We start from the raw sequence: 24,990 nt of genomic DNA on the forward strand, positions 1-24,990 counted from the left end.
ACAGATATTTTATTAAGTTTATGTAAAAATTTAGTCCATGAAGAAAAACTACAATAAAATCTTACAGTACTATTCGTTTTTTGTTTTTTTCTTAATTTTTCCTTTCGCTCTTCATTCGCAATGTGCTGGTGATGATGCGAGTTTTACTGTCTGCGATATTCCGAATCCGAGCAGTCAGGCAATCAATTTATTTTCTCTTTTGGGAGGATCACCTGTTGCTGGTGGTGTCTGGACCGATGTTGACGGCTCCGGCGGTTTGAACAGCACCACAGGAATTCTAAATGCACAAGCAATTAGACAAAGTAATATTTTTCGTTACACTTATACCGTTACGGGTTCTGCAGGTTGTACAGATAATACTTCTACAGTTTCTGTAACTATTGGCGGTTATTCCGGAGTTACTTCGCCAAACGTTTCTGTTTGCAGTGACGTTGTTTATTATAATCTTTTTCAGCCTTTTAACGGAAATTATATCAGTCCGCAATCCAATGGTATCTGGCATAATGATACAACTAATCAATATATTTCGGGATCAACTGTTTATGTAGAGAATCTCGAAGGCATTTATCAATTTACTTATACAATGCCGGCAATCGGCACTTGTCCTGCAATGTCTTCAACAGCAGTTGTAAGGATTTTTAGAGCTCCAGAATCAGGAGATCCCAGCCATTTAAATTTGTGTGCCACAGACGGATTAACGGCTTATAATAATTTAGATCTTTTTAGTAGAATCTCAAATTATGATTTAGGAGGTGTCTGGAGAGATAATTCAGGAACGGGAGAACTTACTTTTACAGGAGATCACAACATAAACCTAGAAAAAATATATAATACATATGGAGAAGGAACTTATAATTTTACGTATGAAGTTCCGTCAAATAATCCAATTTGTACTACTGCACGAACCACGGTACGAATACGATTAGAAAGAAAATTAGATTTTACAGGAGCAATACTTGAGGTAAATTCAGATATCTGCGAATCAGAAATAACAACAGCAAATTATTCGGCCACTATAATAAAAGGTCCAGCGGCAATACCGAATGGGCAGTATTATGTTACTTTCAGTGTGAGCGGTCCACGTGCAGCTACAGAAACTGTTCTTGCCAATTTTACAAACGGAGTCTTATTGTTTCCTATAAAACCAGAATATTTTCAAACAGTTGGTCGATTTAGAGTAACTGTTTTAGGTATTGCTGCTGTAAACAGTGTTAATGCTTGTCGAAATATTGTAAACAATTTGACAGATGAATTAATTATTTATCCGTTGCCGGATCTTTCAGGAGCTGTAATGACTCCTGCAACTGTATGTCAAAATCAAGATGCTTTGGTGCAAATCACTAATGCAATAAAACTGGCCGATGGCGATTATGATATCGTATATAATATTTCGGGAGCCAATACAGCTAATTCTCAAGTGTCTCGATTAACAGTCGTTGGCGGTATTGCCAATTTTACAATTCCAGAAATTTTAAATTCCAGAAGCGGTACTTCCACTATAACTATAACGGCTATTACGCATGTCGTTTCGCAATGTGTAAATAGTGCAAATCTTAAAGGAGAGATTCTCGTTAATCCTTTGCCTCCTGTTAATTCATTACAAATTCAGGTTGCAAATGTTTGTTTTGGAGAATTGGTTAGAGCCACAGTTTCTGGACTTAATAATCTGCCAGAAGTTACCTTGTCTTATGAAATTTCTGGTGCAAATACGGCATCTGTTCAAACAGTCGTTTTGACAAATACGAATGGAAATGCAGCTTTTGTAATTCCGTCTGGTTTAATTCCAAATACAGGAACATCAACTATAATAGTTACAAATCTCAAAAATAATACTACCAATTGCGATGTAAATGTTACGAATGTTTCAGATCCTTTTATAATAAATCCGATTCCGCCGGCGCCAGTGGCATTAAATCAGCCATTTTGTAAGGCAGATGATCCTACTATTGCAGATTTAGAACCCAAAGGCACTCAATACAAATGGTACATTTCTGAAACTGCGACAACGCCTTTGGCAAACAATTATCTTTTAAAATCTGAAAATTATTATCTCAAAGAAACTTCTGCTGCTGGTTGTGTATCGCCGGCATCGATGATTTCAGTAACGATAAACGATCCAGACGCCCCGACTTTAAAAGATGACGGACAAAATTTCTGCGGCTTAGACAATCCGACTATTTTAAATTTATCAAACAATACAAATTCGCCTTCAACGGTAGTTTGGTACGATGCACCAAATGGAGGAAACTTGATTCCTTCGACAGCACTTTTAATTGATAAAATGACGTATTATGGATTTGATTTTTCGAATGCGACTGGTTGTTTTTCAAATGAAAATCTCTCTGTGACAGTAACACTTAAAGATTGTAACGCACCAGAATATCCGTTTTTTATTCCCGACGGATTTTCTCCTAACGGGGATGGCGTAAACGATGTGTTTGTAATTCCCGATATTGATTTTTTATATCCGGATTATAGCATAGAAATTTTTAATAGATACGGAAACAGAATGTATGAAGGAGGAAAAGACAAACCTGGCTGGGACGGAATAAACTATGAAGCAAAAGGCATTAATGGCGGAATAGCTCCAAATGGAGTTTATTTCTATGTTATTCATTTTAATAAAGACAACAAACCTCCTAAACAAGGGCGTCTTTATTTAAACCGATAATTGCTTTTTCATCTCATAAAAACATCATTTTCAAATGAAAAAAATAATATTTTTTATCCTTTTTCTACTTTATATACTTCCTGCATCGGCGCAGCAAGATCCAGAATACACATATTATATGTATAATATGAGTGTTGTGAATCCTGCGTATGCCACAGGAATGCCCGCCATGATGAATTTTGGAGGAATGTACAGAACACAATGGGTTGGGGCAGTAGGAGCGCCAAAAACTTTTTCTTTTTTCGGTCACAGTGCTATTACAGAAAAAGTAGAAGTGGGACTTTCTTTACAGTCTGACGATATTGGTGACGGGGCCAAAAAAGAAACCAATTTTAATGCAGACTTTGCTTATGTATTAAAGTTAGGCGGTCAAAATCGTCTTTCGTTAGGTTTAAAAGCAGGTTTCTCAACCATGCAGACCAATTTTAATGGATTTGTATTACAGAGCGGAGATGCCTCAACCGATATGGCTTTTGCTCAAAATATTAATTCAACAAAATCGAATATTGGAGTTGGCGCCTATTATTTTAGAGACAATTTGTATGTTGGACTATCGGCTCCGAACTTATTGAAATCTAAATTTATTGAAGAAAAATCGGGAGTAAATGCTTTTGGAGAAGAAGCTATTCATACCTTTTTAACTGCGGGTTATGTTTTTCAAGTAACCGATATGTGGAAAGTAAAACCGGCTTTTATGTCCAAATTTGTAAAAGGTGCGCCTATTACATTAGACGTTACAGCAAATGTTTTGTACAATAATAAATTTGAATTTGGAGCTGCTTACAGAGTTGGTGATGCCGTTAGTTTTTTGACCAATATAAATATTACGCCAACACTTAGAGTAGGATACGCCTACGATTATACGCTGACAAATCTGGGACAATTTAACTCGGGAACACACGAAATTATGCTGCTCTTTGATTTGGATTTGTTAGGAAAAGGATTCGATAAATCTCCAAGATTCTTCTAAAATGAAAAATATGAAAAAACTACTCGTTATTATATTCGTATTTTCAATACAACTTATATATTCTCAAAATCAGGATTTGGCGAGAGCAAAACGATTTTTTGATAAAACGTATTACAGTGAAGCCATTGTTTTGTACGAAAGATTAGCAGAAGAAAAACCTTCGCAAGAAGTCATTAAAAATCTGGCGGATTCTTATTATTACACCAACAATTTGGTCAAAGCACAGCGGTATTATCGTCTATTAATCAAAAACTATAATAACGGATTAGACCGAGAATACTATTTTAGATATGCACAGACTCTAAAAGCTACGAACAGCCCAGAAGATGCTAACGTCGCTTTAAGAGAATATTATACACAATCTGCAGATGCTGAAGCTGTTTTAAATTTTGAAAAAGAATTAAAAACTTTAGAGAATGTAAGCGCTATCGGAAAACGTTTTGAGATTAAAAACTTAGCAATAAACACGCCCAATTCTGAATTCGGAGCTGTGAAATACAATGAAAATTTGGTTTTTGCAGGCGTAAAACTCAAGCCAGGATTATTTGATAAAAAGTTTAAATGGGATAATGAAACGTATTTGAATTTGGTTTCGCTTCCGCTAAAGAATATTAATACCGCAGATTCTGTCGTGCATTATTTTGCAAAAGAACTCAAAACGGGAATGCACGAATCGAATGCCGTTTTTACAAAAGACGGAAAAACAATCTATTTTACCCGAAACAATTCAAAAAACGGAAGAAAGAAAAAGAACGATCAAAAAATCTCGAATCTTCAAATCTTTAAAGCCGAATTAATAGATGGAAAATGGAAAAATGTCACAGCACTTCCATTCAACAGTCCTAATTATTCTGTAGAACATCCCGCTTTGAGTGCCGACGAAAAAATACTGTATTTCGCGTCTGATATGCCTGGGGGATACGGTTTGTTTGACCTTTATTCGGTAAACATTAATAAAGGTGCTTTTGATACACCCAAGAATTTGGGTCCAAAAATTAATACCTCAAAACGTGAACAATTTCCGTTTGCCTCTTCAGACAACAAACTTTATTTTTCGTCAGACGGTCATTTGGGTTATGGATCGCTTGATGTTTTTGTATCTGAAATTAATGGGAATGATTATAGCGAACCTGTAAATATCGGACTTCCGTTAAATTCAAATTCAGATGATTTTGCTTTTAATATTGATGCTTCAACAAAAGAAGGTTTTTTTGCTTCGAATAGAGAAGGAGGAAAAGGCGGTGACGATATTTATCAATTTAAAGAAATCAAAGATTTAGTTGTAGAAGATTGTAAACAGCTGATTGAAGGAATAATTTCTGATGCTGTGACTAAATTGCCATTAGAAAATGCAACGGTTATTTTACAGGATTCAGATAAAAAAACATTGTTTACAACAACAACAGAAGAAGACGGAAAATTTAGTTTTAGAGTGCTCTGTGAAGCTTCATATAAGATTTCTGCTTTCAAAGAAAATTATACAAACGAATCTAAATCCTTTACTTTAGATAAAACTCGAGACAAGATAAATGATGGCTCTCTGGCTTTAAAATCTTTAGAAGCAATTAAATTAGAAGAAAAAGAAATTGCAGAAAAGAAAAGAAAGCAAGAACTAATTTTAGAAGAAGAAAACAAGAAAAAAGAAGCTTTGGTGGCTATTGAATTAAAGCAAAAAGAGAAACAAGCCAAAGAAGCTGCCGTTGTCGCTGCTGAAATTAAAAAGAAGGAAAAAGTTAAAGAGATTTTAGAGAGAGAAAAAGATGTTGTAAGAGATAAAGATCGTTTAATCATTAAAACAGATCCGATTTATTTTGATTACAACATGTGGTACATTCGTAAAGAATCTAAAGTCGTTTTAGGAAGAGTGGTCGATTTAATGAAGAAATATCCAGAAATGGAAATCGAAATAGGATCGCATACAGACTCGCGTGGTAACGCAAAATTTAACGAAGATCTTTCTCAAAAAAGAGCCAATTCGACGCGAGAATTTATTATTCAATCGGGTATAAATGCAAAAAGAGTAACTGCAAAAGGTTATGGAGAATCTATACCGATCGTAAAATGCAAAACCGATGATGCCTGCTCCGAAGAAGAACACGAATTGAATAGAAGATCGGAGTTTGTGATTAAGAATTTATAAGGGTTTAATTTCAATTTTATGTCGTATTTTTTGACGAAAAGCCTTTCTTATAGAAAACTTTTTATTTATTTTTATAACATACAAAACGATTAAAAAAATATTGAATTATGAGAAATCTAGCCTTATCATGTCTGCTTTTGACCTGTATTGGTTTGCAAAGCTGTAAAAATGAAGAAAAACAAAAAGAAGCGGCCGCAGCAAAAGCCGATGCCGAAACTGTTGTAGGAACGCAGTGCTACAAAGCGGTTTATGAAAAGGACACGATTGACTTGAAATTAAACACACTTAAAAGTGGTAAATTAAGCGGTGATCTGACTATGAAAGTCGCTCCGTCAACCGTAAGAACAGGAGAAGTTTCAGGAGAGTTTCACGGCGATACTTTGTTTGTAGATTACACTTTTACGACAAATGCACCAACAGACAAAAACAAAACTTTCAAAAATCCGATGGCGCTGCTTAAAAAAGACAAACAGCTGATTTTAGGAAACGGAACCATGCAGACCACAATGGGAGTTACTTATTTAGTAAAAGACAAACCAATTGACTTTGAAAATGTAAAGTATAAGTTTGATGAAACAGAATGTAAATAGAGATTAAGAAAATAGAAAATAGAATATAGAGAATAGAATAAAGAAAATAGAAAAGCCGTTTCTGAATTAGAAACGGCTTTTTAATGTTTTTATAATTTAGTTTTTAAAGAACTTCGCCTTTGATTTTAAGAGCAACCCTTCCGTCTGGATAATTAACAGCATTGGTTTCAACCGTAATTGTTTTACGAATTGGTCCAGCTGCCATGTTGTATTTTACATCAATTTTACCTTTTTTACCAGGCAAAATTGCTGCTGAAGGTTTGGTTACTACAATAGAACTTACGGTAGATTCTGCACCTATAATTAACAGCGGTGCGTCGCCTGTATTAGTAAACTCAAACGTACGTAGGCCATTATCAGTTTTAGAAATCTTTCCATAATCGATTGTATTGTCTGGGGCTGCAAATTCAATCTTTGGGCCATTTTGAGCATAACTCATTGCACTAAACAATAAGACTGCAATAAAAGAGGCTGCATTTTTCATCTGAAATTGATTTTAAGTTGTAAGTAAATATACATTCTTTTAATTAACACACAAATTATTAATTCGCTTTTTATAGTGTACTTAATTATTTACTTTTGCTGTGAGTTATAATTACAAAAATTGAACCAATTTTTTGTTTAACTGTTTAATCGTTATTTTGTTTAAATCCTATTTTGAGTTTCAGCAATAATGACATTATAATAGAAAAACAATTAAAACCGGCAATTTAGAAAGATTAAACAATTAAAAAAATCAACGATTAAAACAACCTATTAAATGACAATTCCAGCACAATTTGACGCTAAGACGATTGAGAGTAAATGGTATGAGTATTGGATGAAAAATAATTATTTTCATTCAGAACCAGATCATAGAACACCTTATACTATTGTAATTCCGCCGCCAAACGTCACTGGAGTCCTTCATATGGGGCATATGTTGAATAATACGATTCAAGATGTTTTAATTCGTAGAGCGCGTCTAAAAGGATTCAACGCTTGCTGGGTTCCGGGAACGGATCACGCATCTATTGCTACTGAGGCAAAAGTTGTAGCGAAATTAAAAGCAGAAGGAATCAATAAAAATGATTTAACTCGCGAAGAATTCCTAAAACACGCTTGGGAATGGACCGATAAGTACGGCGGAACTATCTTAGAGCAGCTTAAGAAATTAGGTGCGTCTTGCGATTGGGAACGTACTAAATTTACAATGGATCCAGATATGTCTGCATCTGTAATTAAATCGTTTGTAGATTTATACAACAAAGGATTAATTTACCGTGGCTATAAAATGGTAAACTGGGATCCGGAAGCAAAAACTACTTTATCTGATGAAGAAGTAATTTATGAAGAACAACAAGGAAAATTATTTTTCTTAAAATATAAAATCGAAGGTTCTGAAGATTTCTTGACTATTGCAACAACACGTCCTGAAACTATCTTCGGAGATACTGCGATCTGTATCAACCCGAACGATGAGCGTTTTACACATTTGAAAGGTAAAAAAGCGATCGTTCCAATCTGTGGCAGAGTTATTCCGATTATCGAAGACGAATATGTAGATGTAGAATTCGGAACAGGATGTCTGAAAGTAACACCTGCTCACGATATGAACGATAAAACTTTGGGTGAAAAACACAATCTTGAAATCGTTGATATTTTTAATGAAGATGCAACTTTAAACACCTTCGGATTACACTATCAAGGAAAAGACCGTTTTGTAGTTCGTAAAGAAATTGAAAAAGAACTTGAAGAAATTGGTGCTTTAGCAAAAACAGAAATACACTTAAATAAAGTAGGAACTTCTGAAAGAACCAAAGCGGTAATCGAACCAAGATTATCAGACCAATGGTTTTTGAAAATGGATGATTTGGTAAAACCAGCCATTAAATCAGTTTTACAAACTGGAGATATTAAATTGCATCCAAAACGTTTTGAAAATACGTATGCGCATTGGTTAAACAATATTCGCGATTGGAATATTTCTCGCCAGTTATGGTGGGGACAACAAATTCCAGCATATTATTACGGAGATGGAAAAGAGGATTTCGTAGTTGCTGAAAATATCGAAGAGGCGTTAGCTTTAGCTAAAGAAAAAACGAATAATCCAGAACTTACAACTTCTAACCTTACTCAAGATGTTGATGCCTTAGATACTTGGTTTTCGTCTTGGTTATGGCCAATGTCTGTTTTTGGTGGTATTATGGATCCAGAAAGTCCAGATTACAAATATTATTATCCAACAAACGACTTAGTAACAGGTCCGGATATTTTATTTTTCTGGGTAGCGAGAATGATCATTGCAGGTTACGAATATGCGGGTGAAAAACCATTTACTAATGTATATTTAACGGGATTAGTTCGTGATAAACAACGTCGTAAAATGTCTAAATCATTAGGAAATTCTCCTGATCCTTTAGATTTGATCGAGAAATTCAGTGCAGACGGTGTTCGTGTAGGATTACTTTTAAGTGCTTCTGCAGGAAACGATATTATGTTTGATGAAGAATTATGCAGTCAAGGAAAAGCATTTTCAACTAAAATTTGGAATGCGCTGCGATTGATAAAAGGATGGGAAGTTTCTGAAACTATTTCGCAACCAGAATCATCAAAAGTGGCAATCGAATGGTTTGAGAATAAATTTCAACAATCATTAGCAGATATTGAAGATAATTTTGAGAAATACAGAATTTCAGATTCATTAATGGCTATTTATAAGTTGGTTTGGGATGATTTCTGCTCTTTATTCCTTGAAATGATTAAACCTGCATATCAACAGCCGATTGACAAAAAAACGTTTGACAAAGCAATCGAAATTTTAGAAAGCAATCTAAAACTGCTTCATCCGTTTATGCCTTTCTTGACAGAAGAAATCTGGCATTTACTTGCAGAAAGAACACCAGAAGAAGCTTTAATTGTTTCGACTTGGCCAGAATTAAAATCATTTGATGCGAAACTAATTACTGATTTTGAAAATACAGTTGAGGTAATTTCTGGAATCAGAACGATTCGTAAAGAAAAAAATATTGCGATGAAAGACAGCATCGAATTGAAAGCCATAAACAGCGAAAGTTTTTCTACTTATTTTGATTCTGTTATAACAAAACTAGGAAACATTTCTGCATTTGAATATGTGTCTGAAAAAGTAGATGGAGCATTGTCTTTCCGTGTAAAATCTAATGAATATTTTATCCCGATTTCTGGAGGAAATATTGATGTTGCAGCCGAAATAGAAAAGCTTAATGCCGAATTAGTTTATATTCAAGGATTTTTAAAATCGGTACAGGCAAAACTATCAAACGAGAAATTTGTTGCAGGTGCGCCAGAAAAAGTATTGGCAAACGAAAAACAAAAAGAAGCCGATGCTCTCGCAAAAATTGCTACAATTGAGCAAAGTTTGGCAGGTTTGAAATAATATTTTTAAGGTAATTATATACCAAACCTAACAGGTTTTTAAAACCTGTTAGGTTTTTTTTATGCCCTGATTTTAGCTAAAAAAATAGTTGAGGCAAATGTGATTTTGTATTTTAAAATAATATAATTTTAATACGGTTTTACGCAATATAATCTCTGTCATTTTAATGAAAAATATCTTCCTTTCGGCTCTCATTTTATGCCTCTTTTTGTCATGTTCGAATAAAATTGAATATGTGGAAAAATCTTTTTATTACTGGAAAAGCAATAGTTGGGATTTTACAGAAAGAGAAAATGCGGTAATTAAAGATTTGAAAATTAGAAAATTACACGTTAAGTTTTTTGAGGTTGATCATAATGATGAATTTGGAGATTTTCCGATTTCAAAATCGACATTGCACCCTTACGGAGAAGACAGTATTGCTATTGTGCCGACCGTTTTTATAAAGAATGAAGTTTTTAAGGTTAATGATAAAAAGGCTTTAGACTCACTCGTGTACAACGTTAATTTTTTAATTAATAAGTACACTCAAGAACGATTTGAGAAAAATCCTGTGACAGAATTTCAAATGGATTGTGACTGGACTTTAAAAACAAAAGACAATTATTTCTATTTTTTGAAAAAACTGAAACAGGTTTCTAAAAAAGACATAAGCTGTACTTTACGATTATATCCTTATAAATATCCTGAGAAAATGGGAGTTCCACCTGTAGACAAAGCTACTTTAATGTGTTATAATCTTATAAATCCGTTAGAGAATAAGGCCAAAAATTCGATTTTAGATTTAAATGAATTAAAACTTTATCTCAATAAAAAAAGCAAATATCCTTTGCATCTGGATATTGCACTGCCCATTTATTCTTGGATGCAGGTGTATCAAAACAATAAATTTACTACAGTTCTTTATAGCGGACATGAAAACATTTCTATTTCGCTGAAACAGATAAAACCATTGTGGTATGAAGTAACTCAAGATTTGGTTCATGACAATTTTTATCTAAGAGTGGGAGATAAGATAAAATACGAAAGAATAACCCCCGAGAAAATTAATGAAGCGATAGAAATTATCAAAGAAAATGTCGCTTTAGATGATTACACAATGGTTACCTTATTTCACTTAGACGAAGAACAATTAAGAAATTACACCAATGAAGAGCTTTCTGGTTTCTATACTAATTTTAGCAAGTAACGTCATTTTTGCCTGCGGTTTTTATCCAACAGGCGAAGACATTCGTTTTTCATTTTTTAATCCGTCAATTTTTAACCTTTATTCGTATTCCGATTTTTATTATTCTACTTATTCCTTTAGTGTAAACGAAAAACCAGCCAGCGAAACGGATAGAATCAATTCTAACGAAAATCATTGGTTGCAGTATTGCAAAAATAAAGTTTCTATAGAAGCGGTTAGAGAAGTGTTGTATGGATTTAATTTGAAGGACATTACAGAAAAAAGCAATAACGAAATGCTGCGTCATTTGTATAAAACAAAAAATGCAGAAGCAATTGACTATTTGAAATTTGCAAAAAAATGCGAAATCTACAATGAATTTGATGATAATTCCTGGGAACACAATGTTGTAAAATTGAGGCCTGAGCGAACAAAGCTTATCAATGAAGCTGTTTTGCTTTCTAATAAAGTTTCTGATAAAGAATTAAGATACCGTTACACCTTTTTGGCCATTCGATCGTCTTATTATAATAAAGATTTTGCAACGATAATAAAATTATATGATGATGTCTTCAAATCGCCACAAAAGACTTCTTTTTTAAAGTATTGGAGTCTGTATTTCAGAATGTTTGCAGAAAAAGACAAAGCATTAGTCAACTATTACGCGGCACAGATTTTTGTAAATGCGCCAGACAAACGTTTTATGGCTTCATTTTCATTTGATACTAAAGTTCCGTTAGAATCAGTGTTGCGTCATGCTAGAAACAATCAAGAAAAAGCCAATATTTATTTGCTTGCTGGAATAAAAAGAACAGATCAGTCTTTGTATTATTTAAAGCAGGTTTACAAATACAATCCGAAAAGTGATGGATTATCTTTTTTGTTATTGCGTGAAATCAATAAAATCGAAGATTGGGTTTTTACGCCTTATTATTCTCTTTTTAGTCCTTCACTCACATCTTATGATGAGTCTGAAAAAAGTTCTACTGCAACTATTTTAAAACGTGTAGAAAGAGATCGAATGTATGCTGGAGAAGTACTTTCGTTTATAAATACGATTAATTTTAAAAAACGAGATAATCCGCTTTTATGGAAAATGAGTAAAGCGTATTTGTATTTTGTAACAAAGGATAATAAAAATTGTTTGAATGAGATTTCGAAACTAGAGCAAAATTTCTCCAAAAAAGATTCTCTTCATTCTAATCAAATGGAAATTATAAAAGCCATGGCATTGACTGCAAATCAGCAAACTGGAAAAGCTTTTGTTTTGGATGCTGTAAAACCAATTCTCCTTAAAAATGAAAATGATAAGAAATTTGTATTTGCTATCGGAAGAGAATTAGAATATAAAGGCAATTTTACAGATGCAGCTTTGTTGTACTCAAAATTAACTGAAGTTTCCAATTCTCGTTATGACAATGAGGCATTTTGGAAAACTTCTAAAAACAAAAAACATTATTACGCTGATTATTTTGACGATTATTTTGATTATATCAATATGGTTTATACGCCAGAACAAGTTGAAGATATTATTGAAAATACAAAGCAGAATGAAAAAAAATCAGACGAATTTTCGTTATGGAAATATAGTTTAATTAAAAAAGAAATACCACACCTTTATGATCTTATCGGAACAAAATATATTCGAATAAATAAACTGTATAAAGCGTTGTCTTACTTTGATTTAGATTCGGATGAAGACAAAAGACAATCGGTAATCAGGACTTATGACTGTTTATGGGAAAAGGAGTCTTGTGGAGACGGATATTCAGTAAAAGATCCCTTTTTTGCTTTAGCCTATACGCCTGAATTTGTTTCTCAGAAAAATTATTTAAGTATAAATAAATATGTTTTTACCAAAAGATTGATTTCGTATTTAGAAAGAGCAAAAGATCCTAAAGAAAAGAATAAAGATTATTATAATTTTCTAATTGCAAATTGCTATTACAACATGACTTTTTACGGAAGTCTGAAAGTAATGAGGCGTTATGGTTTTACTAACGATTTCCAAGATTATCCCGTAATCGATAATGATGAGTTTTACGAATGTAATCTGGCTAAGAAATATTACGGTTTTGCTTTTAAGAATGCCAAAACGCAAAAATTTAAGGCTTTGTGCCTGCGAATGATGGGTAAATGCGAATTAAATAAATTGAGACATAAATACCCTGAATATGATTATGAGACCAATGAAACTATTGAAAACTACGATACTTTTTTGTGGAATAAAAACAAATATTATCAGGATTTAAAATCAAATTATGCTGATGATTATGCCATGCTGTCTTCTGGTTGTGAAAATTATGCAGCATATTTTCAAGCTAGGAGATAAGAAGACAGAAAACAGTTAGACCAGTTTAAATTCCAAATTTTTAGTTCAAAAAAATCTAAAGACCTATTTTTTATATTTTGAAAAGATATATGTTTGGTAAGTTTTTACATCTTAATTTAACAATCAAATTACAATGAAAAAGATCATTTTACTTGTTTTAATTTCCTCGTTCTTTTTGGCATGTTCAAAAAAAGAAAATAAAGTTACAAATGTTGAAAGAGCATTTTATTACTGGAAAAGCAGTTCTTATCTGGATGACGGAACTGCAAAAGAAATGAATAAGTTAAATGTCAAGAAATTGTACTACAAACTATTTGAAGTCGATTATAATGAATCGATGGGGAATTTTCCATATCAAAAAAACAGCCCGTCATTGTACACTTTTCGAGATTTAGATTCAGTTACAATTGTGCCGACGATTTTTATCAAAAATGAAATCTTTCAGTTTAATGACGAAAAATCGCTGGATAAATTGGCAGATAATATTACCTTTTTGGTTGAAAAATATCACTTCGAAAATGACTATTCCAACAATGATAAAGATGATAAAAAAGTAGTATTTAATTACACTGAAATTCAAATTGACTGTGATTGGACAAAGTCTACAAAAGATAAATATTTTTATCTGCTGAAGAAAATCAAGGAATTGTCAAAAAAAGAAATCAGTTGTACGCTGCGTCTTTATCCGTATAAATATCCAGAAATCATGGGAGTTCCGCCAGTAGATAAAGCGATGCTGATGTGTTATAATTTGATTAAACCATTATCAAAAAAAGAGAAAAACTCCATTCTAGATATTGACGAATTAAAATCGTATTTAAATAAAAAAAGAAGCTATCCAGTTCATTTAGATGTGGCACTGCCTGTTTTTTACTGGACACTTTGGTATCATAATAATCGTTTTGCGGGACTCGTTAATTTTAATTCGGCAGATATAAGCGAATTTGCCCAGCAAACTAAACCGATGTGGTATGAAATAACAAAAGATTATACGTATGAATACGAAACTTATCTAAAAAAGGGAGATCAGCTAAAATGCGAAGAAGTAGATGCAAAAACAATTAGTGAGGCTATTTCGATAATAAAACAAAATATCGAATTTGATAATACTACAACAATTTCATTATTTCACTTAGACAACAGCACTTTTAAAAAATATAATCATGAAGAAGTTTCTAGTTTTTACAGCTCTTTTAGTAAATAGTTTTAGCAGAATTCTGGCTTGTGGTTATTCACCATCTGGTGAAGATGTAAGATATTCTCTTTGTAAACCAGAGTATTTTAAATATGCTGCGTTTAAAGCATTTTATTATAATGCCGATTTATGGGGATATGATTATGACAGGGATCCAAATGCCTACAAAATAATTGATGCCAATATTTTGGATTGGTATAATTATACGGATAAAAAGGTTTCGATAGAAGATATAGAAGATTTCAATTTTAGATTGAGTTATACAGATATTAATTCAAAAAGTGAAAATGAGTTTATTAAATATTTGTATGCCAATAATAAAACAGAAGCGATTAATTACTTGAAAATTGCCAAAGGCTGTGAACTTACGAATGATACTGATGATGCTTGGGAAAGAAATGAAAATGAAAACAACGAGAGAAGAAGTCAATTATTAACTAAAATAGTAAAGATTACAAACGCAGAAAAGAATCTATATTTCAAAAGGAAATATGCATTTTTAACCATACGTCTTGCTTATTATTCTGGTAATACAAATTTGATTGAAGAGGTTTTTGAAGCTAATTTTAAAGGCAGAAAAAAAGATTATCTCTATTATTGGAGTTTGTTTTTTTACACTTTTACCGAAAAAAATCCGGCTTTTATGGTTGATGTTGCCTCTTTAATGGCTAATTCTCCAGAAAAGAGATATGCAAGTTATTATTTCTTTCATGAAAAATTTAAAATAGAGGAAGTCTTAAAACAAGCTAAAACTAAAGAGGAAATTGCAAATATTTATGCCTATGCCTCAATGCAGAAAAAAGACAAAAACTTAGATTATCTTAAAGAGATTTATAAAAACAATCCAAAATCTGAAATTCTTGGTTTTCTGCTTTTGCGCGAATTGAGTAAAATTGAAGATTGGGTTTATACGCCTTATTATACTAATTACACGCCATCGGTCGAGTTAGAAGATACTTGGCAAAATGATAAAATTAAAGTTACAACAGAGACATTAAGAAACAGATCTGAAACGGATAGACTTTATGCGCAAGAAGTATTAGATTTTATAAATGCGGCCAAAATCAATGCAATAAAAGATGTGGCAGTTTGGAAAGCGGTACAAATAAATCTGGAGTTTATTACGAGACATTACAACGATTGTTTAAACAATATTGCTTTGTTTAAAAAGCAGCATCCATCTGAAAAAGTCAATGAAGAATTAGAAAAAATAAAAGCACTTTGCATAACTGCCGATCAGGAGAATGGAAAAGCGGTTATAAAACCTCAAATTCAATCTATTATTTTAAAATACAAAAATGATGAACGTTTTATTTTTGCATTAGGGAGAGAACTAGAATTTAAAGGAAATATTATAGATGGATTGGCTTTGATGTCATTAATTGAAGGAACTTTATATGAAGAGTATAATCCAGATGATGTGGAATGGCAGGGCAACCGCATTAAAACATCAGGAAATCTAGCAGAATTTTATCGTTATTTCGATTACGTAGATTTTGTTTATGCGGCTAAAGATTTGCAAAAAATCGTGAATAGAATAGACAATGAGGATCTGTCTGAGTTTCAAAAAAATATTTATTCGCAATTATCTAAAGACAAAGATTATTTAAAAGATTTACTGGGAACAAAGTATATTAGAGAAGATCAATTAAGTAATGCATTAAAAATCTTTAGAAGTTTAGATAAGAAGTATTGGGATGATAATTACAACGCATGGGAAAGGGGAGAATATGGTGATAATTATTCTTTTGATCAAAACCCGTTTTACGATTTTAAACATACAAAATCATTTATAAAACATAAAGATAACTACTTGGTTAACAAACTTTCTGTAACAGAACATTTAATTAAGTATATCAATTTGGCGAAAAAAACATCAACTACAGATAAGGCGTATTATTACTTTTTAATTGCAAACTGTTATTATAATATGTCTGATTACGGAAATTCCTGGATGATGCGCCGTTATTCCAGCACTACTTATTACGATAGTAATAACGGAACAGAATCTTATATAGATGAAATTGAGTATCGAAATAAACTGAAAGCTGTGGACAATTACAAGCTTGCATTTCAAAATGCAAAAACAGATAAGTTTAAAGCATTGTGTCTGCGTATGATGGATTATGCAGAAGAGAATGAATATTCGAATTCATTAAGGGTTAAAAAAGAATTTCCAGAATACAGCTCCGATTTATCAGGCTGTGAAAATTTAGAAAACTATTTTAAACTTAGATAAAAAGAATCCCGCTAATACTATCAAATTAGCGGGATTCTTTTTTTAGTTCTTCTTCAAAACCAAAAAAAGAGGATATGAAACAATCGTAATACCGACAATGATAATAAAGCTTTTTGGATCGCTGTAAATAAATCCGGCTAATAATGCGACAGAAGCTAAAATAGCAATAATCGAGCTCCACGGATGCCAGAAGGCAACATACGGTCTAGGTAAATTGGGTTCTCGATTTCTGAGTTTTATAAGTGATGCGTAGGCTAATCCCCAAACGATGATTGAGATGAAAGCAGCAAAAGAAAATAAAACTTCAAAAGAACCAATGCAAATCAAAAATAAACTGAAAAAAGACGAAACCAGAAGTGCCGTAATTGGAGTTCCGCCTTTATTTACCTGCGTTCCTTTTTCGATAAAAAATCCGTCACGACTTAATCCGTAAAGAATTCTTGGCGGAATCATCATAAAAGCATTCAAAATACTAATTAAAGAAAAGATCGAAATTACGGTTACGATAATAGCACCGTTTTCTCCGAAAAGTATTTTGGCTACATCTGCAGCGGCAAGATTTGATTTTGAAAGTGTTTCAACAGATAAAACATGAAAAAATGCAATATTGACCAAAGTATAAATTACAACAACCAAAATAACCCCGCTAAAAAGTGATTTTGGAATATTTTTTCCCGGATCATCATTTTCTTCTGCAAAAAAACAAACGCTGTTCCAGCCATTATAAGTGCCGATGATAAGTTGTAAAGATTTGAAGAATCCAAATATAAGTCCGATTTGAAAAAAAGAATTATCGGTTTTTATTGCTGGAACCTGAATTCCAGAATACATAAAACAAGCCACAACTAAAGCGACAAAACAAATTACTTTAAGAAAACTGGTAATCTGCTGGATCACGCTTCCGTTCTTGACGCCGCTCAAATGAATCAATACAAAAGCAATCAAAAGCGAAATTGCCATTACAGTTGAATAATCTTTTAAACTTGGAAATAAAATAATAAGATATTCACTGATTACAATACAGTAAAAAGCAGGAGGAATGGCATTGGTAATATAATCAAACCAGCCAGAAAGAAATCCGGCATAATTACCAAAAGCTTTTTTGATATAATTATAAGAACCTCCGGCTTTTGGTAACATAGCACCCAATTCAGCATAAGAATTGGCGCCAAGCAAAACGTACAAACCTCCAAAAATCCAAGAAAAAATAATCAGCCAGTAATTGCCTAAAAGACTTGCAATACTTCCGGGAGTGCGCAAAATTCCAACTCCGATTGTACCGCCGATTAAAACGGCAATATTAAAACTTAAACCAAGCGACCTCTTTAATTGATTGTTTTTGGATTCTGACATCTTTTTCTTTTTGGAATATTTGCCACAAAAATAGCTTTTTTAAAGTTCATTCTTTGGAGGAAATAAAAAACCTCACTTATTGCTAAATGAGGTTTTCAAATTGGATAACTCTAACCGTTAGAAGGAATTCAAAATGTATAAATTTTAACACATAGAAACATAGATTTTTCTTTTTAAAAAAGGCAATTGAAAGAAACTTGTTTCTAACACATAGTCCAGATAACTATCGGAATGAATAGTAAAAGTGACACCTCTTTTTGAGTTTAATAAAACTATTTTTCGATGTGTTAAGAATAATTTATTTTTTTGCTTTGAGATATTTGTCAAGAAAAGCGAGTGTTTTTTTAGAAGTTGTAATTTGATTTTCTTTTTTCTGAAAACCGTGGCCTTCATCAGGATAAACTACATATTCTACCGGAACACCATTCTTTTTGACACCCGCAACAATTTCATCGCTTTCTACAGGAAGCACACGCACATCATTTGCACCTTGAAAAACAAGTAGCGGTTTGTTTATTTTCTGATAATTAAACAATGGCGAAATCTTTTTTAAGCGAATACTGTCAGAAGTATTTGGATCTCCTAATTCGTCGTACAAAGCAGTTCTAAATGCTTCCCAATAAGGCGGAATACTTTTAAGAGTTCGTAACCAGTTGGCAACACCAAATAAATTAACGCCGACTTTAAATTCTTCTGGATGAAAAGCCAATGCGCCTAAAACCATACAGCCACCGTAACTGCCTCCGTAAATTCCGATAGAAGTAGAGTCGATATAATTTTGCTGAGCAAGCCATTTTTTACCCCAAATACAGTCTTTAAGATCGCCGTTGCTGTGGTCTTTATTGTCTAGTTTATAAAATGTTTTTCCATAACCGCTGCTGCCGCGATTATTTACCGCCAAAACTGCGTAACCGTGATTTACTAAATACTGAATACTATTCGAATATCCAATTCGGCTTTGACCGCCCGGACCTCCGTGAACCCAGATTAAAGCAGGAACTTTATTATTTTCTGATGCCTGCAAAGGTTTGTAATAAATAGCCGGAATATCTTTTCCATCAAAAGATTTAAATCGAACTACTTCTGCTTTTGCAAGATCATTTTGATCAATTTTTTTGCTCAAAGTTGCTGTTAATAGTTTTAATGATTTAGACGGAATATCATAAACATAAAGATTTGGCGAACTAGTACTGCTTCCAACAGTAAGTAATAATTTATTTTCGCTGTTAGATATAATAACGTTTTGAACATCACCGTCTTTTAAATCAGGGAAATCGACTTTTTTCCCCGTTTTATGATCAAAAAGTAAGACTTTGTTTTTACCGTCATCATTAATAAAAATGACATGATATTTTTCATTTTCACTCAAATTCATGTAATTCACATCCCATTTATCTTCAAAGATTTTTTCAGATTTTCCGGTGTTGAGGTTGTATTTTACCAAATAACTGAATTCGTTGTCAAGATTAGTTGCATAATAAAGAATGCTGTCATTTTTTTCGAAAACCATTGGGTTCCAGTTTGCTGGTTTTTCACCGCTGATTTTTTTAGTTGTTTTCGTTTTATTATCATAAAGATAAAGCTCGTTGGTGTCTGTAGTCAATTCTTTTGTTAAAGCAATATAACGCTCCGATTTACTGATTACAGAAGGAGTAAAACCAGTCGTATTTTGGTATAAAATCGTTGATTTATAAGAAAGCGTATCCAATTTTATAATGTCAAAATATTTAACATCACGTTTGTTACTGCTCACATACAAGCTTTTCTTGTCCAGACTCCAGCCCATAAAATTATTGGCGCTTTTTGGCCAAGGTGTAAGATCTTTTACTTTAGAATTAGTTCTGTCAGCAAGATATAAATGTGCATTTTCATCACCGCCTTTGTCTGAAGAGTAAATAAATTTTGAACTGCCCGGCAGATAATCAATTGCATAATTACTTTCTGTTTTTGACTGCGTAAGCGCTACTGAAGTCGTATCCGCAATATTTAACTCATAGATATTGGTAATTCCGGTTTTGTTGCTGTTAATTAAGATTTTGGTTTCGTCCTTGTTAAAACCCGCAGCGCCGATCGATTTAGTGTCGTAGAAATCTTCTACGGCATATTGTTTCGGCATTCTTGCTTCTTGATTTTTTTCTTCTTTTTTACACGATTGAAGCATTAACAGTGAAAAAAGACCAATAAACATAAATTTTTCTTTCATTTTTTAATGTTTTTAAATTGTTGTTTTTCAATTGATGACAATCAAATTTATAAAAAAAACGCTTCAAAAAACATATAAAAAAACCTCACTTAAAAAAATAAATGAGGTTTCAAGTTTGTTGATTATAATTTACAGTTAATGTGCTAATTCAACAGGAATAGAGATAAATAAAAAAAGCCCTGCAATCAAGCAAGACTTTTTAGATTGAAAACTAAATTCTAAAATTAAATTTTATCAGAAAATTATTTTACCACGATTTGGTAAGTAGCCATTTTCCAGATTTCATCGTATTTTTTTCCATTGTGCTCACCAGATGATTTGTCTGTGTGTGCATATTCAACCATGTAATTTCCTGACCAGATAGGAGTAAAAGTAAATTCACCTTTATCGTTTGTCCATAATTCTTTTTCCCACCCATTTGGAGCAATTACTTTGATTTTTGCTTCTTTAGCGATAGCACCTTCATAAGAAGCAACTCCAGTTACTTTTGTATCTTTTTTAGCAACATCTGCATTCTCAGAGAAAACTGCAATCTTGTTAGTGTTTGCTGCAATATTGTTTCCAGCATTTTTGTTTCCAACCACAACCGTCGCGCTAGAGTTATAATCTAATTTCATTGTTCCGTAAACGTCGCCAACTGTATGCTGCATTACGATTGTGTAAACACCATCTTCTGTTGGTGTAAAAAATGCCTGGTATTTATTGTCTAAAGCTTTTGTAGAAAGTTTAGTTTCTTTTTTTGATGGACTAACCACAACTAAGCTGAAATTCTTCAAATCAGAAAACCATTTATCTGCTTTTGTAATGTCATTATCAGAGAATTCTCCAAAGTAAATAGAAATTTCCTGTGCTTTTCCTTTTGTTCCAGTTGCTTTAGTTTCGATCCAAAGTGCGTGCGCAAATGTTGGAGCAGAAACAAGCATTAAAAAGAAAAAAGCTATGATTTTAAAAGTATTTGTTTTCATAAGATCAAGTTTGAATTGTTAGAATGATATTTTTTGCAAACATAGGGCTTATTTAGAATAATTAAAAATTAAAACCAAAAAAAGGCTGATTTTTAATAGCACCCTCTTAAATATTTTTAAAAGAAATGATTTAAAGATCAATAAAAATCAAGCTTTCTTTTTCTTATTATTTCGTCCCCACCAAATTAGAAAACCTGTTATGGGTAAACTTGCACATACCAAACTGGCAAAAAAAGCAAGCACTTTTCCTGGAAATCCTAGAATACTGCCTACGTGAAGATCGTAATTTATGAACCTAAATTTTTCTCCATTGTTTTTATCCTTATATGCAGTGCTTTTTAAAAGCTTTGCAGAATATTGATCAAATTGCATAGATACATCATCAAAACGGCTTTGATGACGAACAAAAGTGTTTGTAGTTGCCAATGAATCATTCTCTTTTGGCAGAAACAAAAAATACGTTTTTGCTTTTGGATTTGCTTTTACAGTCGCCGCAAATATTTTATCTGTGGATGTACTTTTAGTATATTGAGTGGTATCAGAAACAATAACTTCTTTTTTCTCAAATGTTTTTCCTCCATTAAAAAGCCATTGCACTCCTTTATCGTAACAATCAAAAGCCCACACCAAACCCGTAAGCGCAATAATTAAAGCAAAAATCAGCATGTAATAGCCGAGGATATTATGGAGATCGTAGTTTTTACGTTTCCATTTGGTTGTGTTTTTCCATTGAAACCAAAAACGTTGTTTGGCAGCACTTTTATTTTTCGGCCACCAAAGAATCAAACCCGTAATTAACGAAATGATAAAAATAATGGTCGCTGTTCCCACAATTGGATCGCCAATTTCACTTCGAAGGCAAAGCGTTTGATGGAGCATTCTAACAAAAACAAAAAACTCAGAGTTGTAATCTTCTATTTTTTTTACGCCTCCTGTGTAAGGATCAACATAGACATAGGCAGTTTGATATCTATTCCAATACCAAATAGCGTCTTTATCCAATTCTTCAAAAAACCAGACAATAACTGTACGACTGTCGTCATTAAGTACTCTGCATCCCGAAAGTGTCTGTTTAGGATTGGCTTTTATGTTGGCATCTTTTGCAGTCTGAATTAATTTGCTGAGAGGCAGTTTTTTAGTTTTTACCTGATCTACATAATAATAGTCGTGAACAATGGGGCGCAGTTCTTCTTCAAAAACATACAAACAACCCGTAATTCCTAATATAACTACAATTAAGCCAGAAGACAATCCCAGCCAAAGGTGTGCTTTTTTTATAAAATTTTTAAATGTCATGTTTTGTAAATACTATAGCGGTTTATTAAAAACGGCTAATAAAAAAGCACCTCTTAACTTTAGAAAAGAGGTGCTTTTTAAATTTAAATTTTTAAAATTTGATAGTTAAACTAGCCAGAATATTAGTTGGAGCTTGTGAAGTTCCCCAGAAATCCCAATATTTTTCGTTTGTTATATTATTAAATTTCAAGCCGACTCTCCATGATGTATGATCATAATATACAGATCCATTAAGAGTTGTATAAGAAGGAATGTAAAAAGTATTATCTGCAGTAAAGAAATTTTTGTCTACATAATTAGCTCCAAATCCTAAACCTAAACCTTTTAATTTATTTTGGAACGTGTACGAAGTCCAAAAGTTCACTACATTTTCTGGAGAACTTGTAGCTTTATTTCCTTCAATTGCAGCAACAGATGATTTTACAATTCTGTTATCATTATAACCATATCCTGCTACAATGCTTAATCCGTTAATTGGTGCAGCTGTTAATTCAAAATCAAAACCTTTACTTACCTGTTTGCCATCTTGTTCTGTAAATCCTGCAGTATTAACTCTCGTTGCATTATCAATAGTAATATTATAATAACTTACAGAACCGCTCAGTTTTTTATTGAAAGCTTCTGCTTTAATACCACCTTCATATTGCACAGCATAAATTGGATCTAAAACAAAGATAGAAGCATCTGGCTGTGTTACAGGCTGTACGTTTTGGAAACCGTTCATGTAATTTCCAAATACAGAAACCTGATCTTTAACTACTTCATAAACCAATCCTAATTTTGGAGAAAGAGCGGTTTGGCTGTAACCTTCGACAGTTCCAACTTTTGCACGTTCAAAATTATCCAAACGTAAACTTAACATAGCAGAAAGACGATCTGTAAAATTGATAACGTCACAAGCATAAGCACTAAACGTTTTTTGATTTGCTATTGCCGAAGTAGTCAATGCAAGACCAGCATCAACGGCTTTTCTTCTAATAGGAGCGAAGGGAGTTGTAACGTCAATATTATCAAGAGTAAAAGTAGTTCCTCCAGAAAAAGCAGAACTGAAAAGTCTGTAGTTAACACCCGCAAGGAATTTGTGTTTAATGCTTCCTGTTGCAAATGTTCCATTTAAATTTTCTTGGATGTTAGTGTAATTATTGTAAATCGGTCCCCAAAGACCAACTCTTCTCGCTACCTGTGTTGGAGAACTCCAAACAGCATAACTTTGGTAACTGCGTTCTACATCTTCGCCTACAAATGAAAATACGGTTGTAGATTTCCAGTTTTCAGAGATTTCATATTCTGCCTGCGCAAAAACTTTGGTTGCTTTTGTTTTGGCATCATTATCGTCATGGAACATCGATTTTCTATAGTCGATTTTTAAGTCGTTCGGATTCATGATTCCCGAAGTGGCAGCATACGTATTATAAGTACGTCTGGTATTGTTGACGTTATAAAGTTCGGCATCAATATTAAAAGTAAGTTTCTCTGATGCTTTATAAGTAAGGCTTGGCGCGAAAAGTAACGCATTGTTGAAACCATAATCTAAGAAGCTTTTCTCTCTGTTAACAGCAAAATTTACTCTAAATAATACGGTTTTATCTTTGTTTAAAGGCGTATTAATGTCGGCTGTAAGGCGGTTTAAGCTGTAACTTCCAGTTGTATATGAAATTTCGGCAGCAGGCGTTTCAAAAGGTTTTTTGGTAACCAAATTGACAACACCTCCAAAAGAAGAAACAGAAGAACCAAATAAAGTTCCAGAAGGCCCTTTCATGATTTCAATTCTTTCCACGTTTCCAAGATCTACAGAAGAACGTCCAGAAGCTGTTTCCATTCCGTTTCTTGCATTGATTCCAGTAGAAAATCCTCTGAAAATTACGCCGACACCTCCCGACGGATAACTGATAGAAACTACTCCAGGCGAGTTTTGAACTGCACTTCTGATATCTACAGCCACTTGCTCCTGTAAAAGTTCTTTATGGATAACGCTGTAAACCTGCGGATTTTCTAAATTTTTAAGCGGCATTCTCGCCACATAATCGGTTTTTTTAGAAGTGATGCTTTTTTTACCGTTAATGACAACTTCTTTTAATTCTTTGTTAGAAACTTTAAGCTGTAAATTAACTGTAGTGGTTTCATTTTCGGTTACAATAACTTCAGTTTCTGAGGTTTCATAACCTGTTAAAGAGATCTGTAAAATATAAGAGTTTGCTCTTACTTTATTAAAATCAAAACTACCGTCGTCATTAGAAACGGTGCCATATTTAGTGTTTTTAAGAATAATATTTACTCCTGCAGCTTCTTCGCCGTCAGAAGTGGTTACAGTACCCTTAATTTTTCCGTGGTTTTGTTGGGCAAAAATAGATAAGAACGAAAATAGAAAACTGATTGAAAATAGAAAACGAAATGTTTTCTGTCTTGAATAATTCATCGGTAATTTTTTATTGGTTTATAAAATAATATTTATTTAGAATAAATAAAAACAG

At 32.9% G+C, this 24,990-nt stretch carries 15 protein-coding genes; 9 read left to right on the forward strand and 6 right to left on the reverse strand.

Features of this window, described 5'->3' with window-relative positions; translation table 11 throughout:
• Positions 1–37: 37 nt before the first annotated feature.
• The 4 genes from ACFSC2_RS10440 to ACFSC2_RS10455 all read left to right on the forward strand — a co-directional run bounded on the left by ACFSC2_RS10440 (position 38) and on the right by ACFSC2_RS10455 (position 6,371).
• On the forward strand, positions 38–2,671 hold the full coding sequence (locus ACFSC2_RS10440; protein WP_379814038.1) for a gliding motility-associated C-terminal domain-containing protein: 2,634 nt from the start codon (positions 38–40) through the stop codon (positions 2,669–2,671).
• Positions 2,672–2,705: 34 nt separating this feature from the next.
• Entirely contained in the window at positions 2,706–3,641 is a 936-nt protein-coding gene (locus ACFSC2_RS10445) for a PorP/SprF family type IX secretion system membrane protein (protein ID WP_379814036.1), read from the forward strand.
• 10 nt (positions 3,642–3,651) lie between these two features.
• Complete coding sequence (locus ACFSC2_RS10450; protein ID WP_379814035.1) at positions 3,652–5,781, forward strand: OmpA family protein; 2,130 nt, start codon at positions 3,652–3,654, stop codon at positions 5,779–5,781.
• A gap of 107 nt (positions 5,782–5,888) precedes the next feature.
• Positions 5,889–6,371 (forward strand): hypothetical protein, encoded by a 483-nt coding sequence (locus ACFSC2_RS10455; protein ID WP_379814034.1) that lies wholly within the window; start codon positions 5,889–5,891, stop codon positions 6,369–6,371.
• A gap of 103 nt (positions 6,372–6,474) precedes the next feature.
• Here ACFSC2_RS10455 and ACFSC2_RS10460 read toward each other — a convergent pair whose 3' ends face one another.
• Positions 6,475–6,855, reverse strand: a complete 381-nt coding sequence (locus ACFSC2_RS10460) for a DUF1573 domain-containing protein (protein WP_379814033.1) — start codon at positions 6,853–6,855, stop codon at positions 6,475–6,477.
• A gap of 276 nt (positions 6,856–7,131) precedes the next feature.
• On the opposite strand from ACFSC2_RS10460, the gene ACFSC2_RS10465 reads away from it, so the two are divergent.
• The 5 genes from ACFSC2_RS10465 (at position 7,132) to ACFSC2_RS10485 (ending at position 16,702) form a co-directional block, all read left to right on the forward strand.
• The gene (locus ACFSC2_RS10465) at positions 7,132–9,768 is read left to right on the forward strand and encodes a valine--tRNA ligase (protein WP_379814032.1); all 2,637 of its coding nucleotides are present in this window, start codon (positions 7,132–7,134) and stop codon (positions 9,766–9,768) included.
• Positions 9,769–10,003: 235 nt separating this feature from the next.
• Positions 10,004–10,957 carry a hypothetical protein gene (locus tag ACFSC2_RS10470; RefSeq protein ID WP_379814031.1) on the forward strand — a complete coding sequence of 318 codons (954 nt, stop codon included), beginning with the start codon at positions 10,004–10,006 and terminating at the stop codon, positions 10,955–10,957.
• The gene (locus ACFSC2_RS10475) at positions 10,917–13,268 is read left to right on the forward strand and encodes a hypothetical protein (protein ID WP_379814030.1); all 2,352 of its coding nucleotides are present in this window, start codon (positions 10,917–10,919) and stop codon (positions 13,266–13,268) included. The genes ACFSC2_RS10470 and ACFSC2_RS10475 overlap by 41 nt, the downstream gene beginning before the upstream one ends.
• Before the next feature lie 133 nt (positions 13,269–13,401).
• Positions 13,402–14,472 carry a hypothetical protein gene (locus ACFSC2_RS10480; protein WP_379814029.1) on the forward strand — a complete coding sequence of 357 codons (1,071 nt, stop codon included), beginning with the start codon at positions 13,402–13,404 and terminating at the stop codon, positions 14,470–14,472.
• The gene (locus ACFSC2_RS10485; protein WP_379814028.1) at positions 14,432–16,702 is read left to right on the forward strand and encodes a hypothetical protein; all 2,271 of its coding nucleotides are present in this window, start codon (positions 14,432–14,434) and stop codon (positions 16,700–16,702) included. The genes ACFSC2_RS10480 and ACFSC2_RS10485 overlap by 41 nt, the downstream gene beginning before the upstream one ends.
• Before the next feature lie 42 nt (positions 16,703–16,744).
• Here the strand turns inward: ACFSC2_RS10485 and ACFSC2_RS10490 are convergent, their stop codons facing one another.
• From ACFSC2_RS10490 to ACFSC2_RS10510, 5 genes are all read right to left on the reverse strand, one after another.
• Positions 16,745–18,055, reverse strand: coding sequence for an APC family permease (locus ACFSC2_RS10490; protein WP_379814027.1), 1,311 nt, complete (start codon positions 18,053–18,055; stop codon positions 16,745–16,747).
• Between the two features lie 298 nt (positions 18,056–18,353).
• On the reverse strand, positions 18,354–20,258 hold the full coding sequence (locus ACFSC2_RS10495) for a S9 family peptidase (protein ID WP_379814026.1): 1,905 nt from the start codon (positions 20,256–20,258) through the stop codon (positions 18,354–18,356).
• Between the two features lie 242 nt (positions 20,259–20,500).
• On the reverse strand, positions 20,501–21,223 hold the full coding sequence (locus ACFSC2_RS10500; protein WP_379814025.1) for a DUF4198 domain-containing protein: 723 nt from the start codon (positions 21,221–21,223) through the stop codon (positions 20,501–20,503).
• A gap of 147 nt (positions 21,224–21,370) precedes the next feature.
• Complete coding sequence (locus tag ACFSC2_RS10505; RefSeq protein WP_379814024.1) at positions 21,371–22,519, reverse strand: PepSY-associated TM helix domain-containing protein; 1,149 nt, start codon at positions 22,517–22,519, stop codon at positions 21,371–21,373.
• Positions 22,520–22,610: 91 nt separating this feature from the next.
• Positions 22,611–24,935, reverse strand: coding sequence for a TonB-dependent siderophore receptor (locus ACFSC2_RS10510; RefSeq protein ID WP_379814023.1), 2,325 nt, complete (start codon positions 24,933–24,935; stop codon positions 22,611–22,613).
• Positions 24,936–24,990: the final 55 nt, after the last annotated feature.

Origin of the sequence: Flavobacterium artemisiae (assembly GCF_042678225.1) — a bacterium.
Taxonomy (GTDB): Bacteria; Bacteroidota; Bacteroidia; order Flavobacteriales; family Flavobacteriaceae; genus Flavobacterium; species Flavobacterium artemisiae.